The sequence below is a fragment of the Bradyrhizobium sp. P5_C11_2 genome (assembly GCF_054049755.1).
Genome location: NZ_JBFULT010000524.1, coordinates 1 through 5,371 on the forward strand (window position 1 = coordinate 1; position 5,371 = coordinate 5,371).

Genomic DNA, 5,371 nt, shown 5'->3' on the forward strand with positions numbered 1-5,371 from the left:
CCGCAGTCCTCTTCGGTGATGGTGAGCGGCGGCAAGAGCTTGATGGTGTGGCTGCCGTGGCCGGCGACTTGTGTGAGGATCTTGTGATCCTTGAACAGCGGCACGGTGATGAGCTGGCAGAACAGGCCCTTGTTGGCGGCCTCCAGCACGTTCCAGGAGGCCCGGAGCCGCAGCGACTTCGGCGGCCCGAACTCGATGCCGATCATCAGGCCCTTGCCGCGCACTTCCTTCATCAGCTCGTAGCCGGGCACCATGCGCGTCAGCGCCAGTCGCAGCTCGGCGCCGCGCTTGGCGGCGGACTCGATCAGCTTCTCGGATTCCATGACATCGAGCGTGGCAATGCCCGCAGCCATCGCGAGGTCGTTCTTGGAGAAGGTCGAACCGTGCACCACGGCGCGGTCCATCTGATTAAAAATCTTGTCGAAGATGCTCTTGCGCGTCAGCACCGCACCGACCGGCACGTGGCCGCCCGACAGCGACTTCGACAGCAGCACCATGTCGGGCTCGACGTTCCAGTGCTCGACCGCGAGGAAGCGGCCGGTGCGGCCCATGCCGGTCTGGATCTCGTCGGCGACGAACAGCGTGCCGTATTTCTTGCAGAGCGCGGCCGCGCCCGGCAGGAACTCGTCCGTGGGCATGTTGACGCCCTTGCCCTGGATCGGCTCGACGACGAAGGCCGCGACCTCGCGCGACGCCAGCGCCTTTTCAAGCGCGRCAAGGTCGTTGAACGGAATCGAGGTGCAGCCCGGCAGCAATGGCTCGAAGCCGGTGCGGAAGTTCGAATCGCCGGTCAGCGACAGCGCGCCGTAGGTCAGGCCGTGATAGCCGTGGGCGCAATAGACGATGCCCGGCCGGCCGGTGGCCCCGCGCGCGAACTTGATCGCCGCCTCGACGCATTCCGCGCCGGAATTGGCGAAGAACGCCTTGTCGAGATAGGGGACGTATTTCAGGAGCCGCTCGGCGAGCACGCCTGCGAGCACCGAGACGTCGAACTGGACGAGATTGGGCAGGTCGGCATCGAGCACGCTCTTGAGCGCATCGCGCATCACCGGATGGTTGCGCCCGATCGCGAACACACCAAAACCGGACAAGAGGTCGAGATAGCGGGCACCATCGCGATCGTAGAGATACTGCCCCTGCCCCTTCYGGAAGCCGACATCGTAGCCGATCGTCTTCAGGACCCGAACGAACTGCTCGTTCAGGTGCCGATTATGCAGGGCGCTGCGCTGGGCCTGGCGGTCCGCGAACAGCTGAGACATATCTGGATTTGGGCTGTGCATCCGCTACATACTTCGGTTGAGGGCCGTCTCGTCAACTGAAAACGGACCGTTGCTGAAAACGGTCTGTGCGGCCTTTTGCCCTTTTTCGGACCATCTTCGCAAGCACAGCTTTAAACCATGTTGCACTGCCAAGGAACTATCATGCGTTTAGCCCTTTACACCGGACTAATACTGGCTGGCGGATTCACCGGCCTGACCCCGGCGCTCGCCGCCGATCCGACCGGCGACTGGCGGGTTGCCGACGCCGTCGCCAACATTCGTGTCGCCCAATGCAATGGCAGCATGTGGGGCGCGGTTTCCTGGGAAAAGCAGCCCGGCGGCCGCGATGAATACAATCCGGATGCGTCGAAAAAGACCAGGCCGACGCTAGGCATGGCGACCCTGATCGACATGAAGAAGAAGCCCGGCGTCGATCAGTGGGAAGGGCAGGTCTACAACGCCAAGGACGGCCAGCTCTACAGCGCGACCATCACGCCCGTCGGCACCGACCAGCTCGAAATCAAGGGCTGCGTCCTGGGCTTCCTCTGCGGTGGCGAGACCTGGACCCGCGTCGGCCCGCCGATTCCTTTGAGCACCGCCAACGCCATGGCCAAGGGGGGCGCGCCGAAGCCCACCGGCGCGGCGCCGAAAGCCCAAGGCACCACAGGTGGCACCACAGGCGGTACGACCGGCGCCACAGCACCGGCCCCTGCCCCCGCAGCCCCGAAGACCGCCACCACCGCCAAGCCCGGTCAGAAGAACGCCGCCGACCCCGTCGGCGACATCTGCCTACTCCCTGAGATTGCGGGGTTTGCCCATTAGGGCCGGCTGGAACAGCAGCACGGCGGCGAGCGTCGTCACCAGCGAGAGCGCCAGCAGCTTGCCCATGCTGGAGGTGCCGGGATGGCTCGACAGCCACAGGCTGCCGAACGCGGTCGCCGTCGTCAGCGCGCTGAAGAAGATCGCGCGCGTCAGGCTGGTCTGAAGCAAGTTTGTTCTGCCGGAGCGCCAGGCCACGACATAGTAGATCTTGAAGGCGACGCCGACGCCGAGCAGCAGCGGGAACGCGACGATGTTGGCGAAATTGAGCGGCAGGCCGATCAGCACGCAGATCTCGAGCGTCACCGCGCCCGCAACCAGGAGCGGCACCAGCGTCATCAGCACGTCGACGAACCGGCGCAGCGTGATCCACAGCAACAGGCCGATCACCAATAGCGCATAGATGCCGGCGTGGATGAACGCCTTCACCACGGTGTCGCCCGATTTGAGGATCGAGACCGGCCCGCCGATCGCGGTCGGCTCGGCCTTGAGCACCGCCGCCGCAAATTTGCGCAGCGTGTCGTTGTCGTTGGGATCGCCCTTCGGCAACGCTTCGACGCGGATGATGCCGTCCTTGCTCTTCCAGGCGTTGACGAGATCTGATGGCAGCGACTTCAGGGTGACCGGCTCGGCCAGCAGAGCGTTCCTGAGCTGGTCGAACACGATCTTCATCGGCGTGACGAACACGTCCTGCGCCTTGTTGCGCGTGGCTTCGTCCGCATTGGCGAGCTTGCCGAGCGCGTCGGCGAGGCGGCGCGAGGCGACTGCGCCCGGGCCCTTCGCGTCGCCCGCGGTCCTGCGCAGATTGTCGACCGAGGATTTCAGCGCCTCGACGTTCTCCTGGTCCGTCGGCGCCGCGTCGATCTGGTCCGGATTGAGCGCGGGGTTCAGCACCTTGGCACCCTGCGCGAGCAGCTTCAGCTTCGGCGCCTGATCCTCCGGCACGAAGCTGTTGAGCGACATCACCCGCAGCACCTCGGGCACCTTCTCCAGCTTCGCCTCGACCTGCCTCGCCTGCTCCTCGGACGTGACCATCACGTTGATGGCGTTGGCGCCGGTGTTCGGGTCCTTGCGCAGATCGAGGAAGGTCGCGATCGACTCCGCCTTCGGGTTGCGCAGGTTCATCGGGTTGAAATCGAACTTCATGAAGTAGAGCAGCGGCAGGCCGGCGAGCGCCAGCAGCAGCGTGCCGCCGACGACCAGCACACGGTGCTTCTCCAGGAAGTGATCGAGCGGCGCCAGGAAGGCGTAGCCGACCGGCTCCTTCTCGCCGGGCGGGTTCAGCAGCTTCAGCATTGCCGGCAGGATGGTGATCGAGGACAGGAACGCGACCAGCATGCCGACACCGGCGATCTGGCCGAGCTCCGCGATGCCCTTGTAGTCGGTCGGCATGAAGCAGAGGAAGCCGGCCGCGGTCGCCATCGCCGCGAGCGACAGCGGCACCGCCGAGCGCTTGGCGGCCAGCACCAGCGCGCCGGTCAGATCGTTGTGCTTGTAGCGCTCCGAACGATAGCGAACGCTGTACTGGATGCCGAAATCGACGCCGAGGCCGACGAACAGCACCGCGAACGCGATCGACAGCAAATTGAACGAGCCCACCATCATCAGACCGGCGGCGGTCGTGATCGCAAGCCCGACGAAGAGATTGATGAACACCGCGAAGATGATCTTCGCCGAATGCAGCGCCAGCCACAGGATCAGCAGCACGACGAGGACGGTGCCGACGCCGTTGACGACGGCGCCCTCCTGGACGGTGGCGTATTCCTCATTGGCGATCGGCACCGGACCGGTCAGCCGCACCCGCGCCTGGTATTTGGTCGGGAAATCCAGCTCGGCCGCAGCCTTGCGGATCGCGTCGGTGGCGCCCTTGCCGGGCTCGAGCGCGTTGTAGTCCAGGATCGGCTTGAACTCGATGAAGGCGCGCTTGTCCGAATCCGTCAGCGGCTCGTCGCTGACCAGCTCGCGCCAGGAGAAGCTCGCTTTGCCCTTGTTGAGCACGGTCTCGACCGTCTGCGCGATCTGGTTGAAGGGACGCGCGGTATTGTCGAGCTTGACCTGGCCGCGCTTGACGCCGGCAAGCCCGGTCTCCAGCGCGCCGGTCAGGCCTCGGATCGAGGGATCGCCGGCCATGATCTCGATCAGGGGGGCGGCTGCCTCGAACTGGCTGGTGGCCTTGGCGACCTCCTCGGTCGGCAGGAACAGCAGGCCGTTCTTCTCGAAGAATTCGCCGGTGCCGAGCTGCTGCATCGACTGGAAGTTGGTCTTGTCGTCCTTCAGCTTGGCAAACAGCGCGTCCGCCGCGGCGGACGCCATCTCCGGTGTCCTGGCCTCGACGACCGCCGTGATCGTGGCATCGCGGTCGAAGGCGCGGTCGAACTGCTGGTCGCGCTGCCGCCAGTCCAGATTCTGGGCAATCAGCGAATTGATGTCGGTGTTGATGGCGAAGTGCTGGGACGTGTAATAGCCCGCTCCCACTGCCAGCAGGAGCCCGAGAACGACGACGAGGGTGGCAAACCGGGTGCAGGCCCTGACGATGGCAACGACTACGCTTTGCAGCACTTCTTTTCTTTCTGCTGTTAACAGCTTGCCGAAAAACGCCCRCTGTTTAACGGAGTTCCCAGGCGAAACCTATTGCTGTTTTGAGTGGCACTCGCCGGAACAAGGTTCGAAGTAAACGGCGGGAGAGCGTGGCAAAATCATGCGGGATGGCCGGTATAGCCGGGGAGTTGAGGCAGGAAAGTGACGAAGGGATGGGCACAAATGTCGCTCCGGCCCGGTTTACTATAATACCGCCAAGCCTCCCGAGACGGAACTCCACGTGCATTCCGGCTTTCCTTGTTGCCGATTTTTTGACACAAAGTCCTGTGCCTCCATACGCTGGAGCCCCGAATGGGTGGGCGGCTACCGCGTGCGCGAAACCAGTGGTGCGGATATTGCAGCTCACTGGTCAGTATCGGGGTGCCGCTGGGGACTTAAGAAGCGGATTGATGCAACTTGCGTGATGGGCGTCCAATGGAAGTTTATCTGGCGCAGCCGCGCGGCTTTTGCGCGGGCGTGGTGCGTGCGATCGAGATCGTGGAACGGGCGCTGGAGAAGTACGGCCCGCCCGTCTACGTGCGCCATGAGATCGTGCACAACAAATACGTCGTCGAGAGCCTGAAGAACAAGGGCGCGATCTTTGTCGAGGAACTGTCCGAGGTTCCGCCCAAGGCCGTGACCGTCTTCAGCGCCCATGGTGTCGCCCGCAGCGTCGAGGAGGAGGCCGCCGCCCGCGACCTTCCGGTGCTGAATGC

Annotated in this window: 3 protein-coding genes and 1 pseudogene; 2 read left to right on the top strand and 2 right to left on the bottom strand. The window is 64.3% G+C overall.

Going from position 1 to position 5,371, the window contains the following annotated elements:
* Positions 1-1,280: aminobacteriohopanetriol synthase HpnO (hpnO, locus tag ACXJL8_RS32880; protein ID WP_456686289.1), on the bottom strand; the 1,280-nt coding region annotated here is incomplete at its 3' end.
* A 141-nt stretch (positions 1,281-1,421) separates the two neighbouring features.
* Between hpnO and ACXJL8_RS32885 the strand changes: the two genes are divergently transcribed.
* Entirely contained in the window at positions 1,422-2,081 is a 660-nt protein-coding gene (locus ACXJL8_RS32885) for a DUF2147 domain-containing protein (protein ID WP_456619160.1), read from the top strand.
* Here the strand turns inward: ACXJL8_RS32885 and hpnN are convergent.
* Entirely contained in the window at positions 2,049-4,637 is a 2,589-nt protein-coding gene (gene hpnN / locus ACXJL8_RS32890; RefSeq protein ID WP_456686290.1) for a hopanoid transporter HpnN, read from the bottom strand. The two genes, ACXJL8_RS32885 and hpnN, sit on opposite strands and share 33 nt — an antisense overlap.
* A 453-nt stretch (positions 4,638-5,090) precedes the next feature.
* Here hpnN and ACXJL8_RS32895 point away from each other — a divergent pair.
* Positions 5,091-5,371 (top strand): annotated as a pseudogene (locus ACXJL8_RS32895) (4-hydroxy-3-methylbut-2-enyl diphosphate reductase); the annotation flags it as partial.

What these genes read in the sequence shown, in the direction of transcription:
- ACXJL8_RS32885 (WP_456619160.1), top strand. Translation starts at nt 1,422, where the DNA reads ATGCGTTTAGCCCTTTACACCGGACTAATACTGGCTGGCGGATTCACC.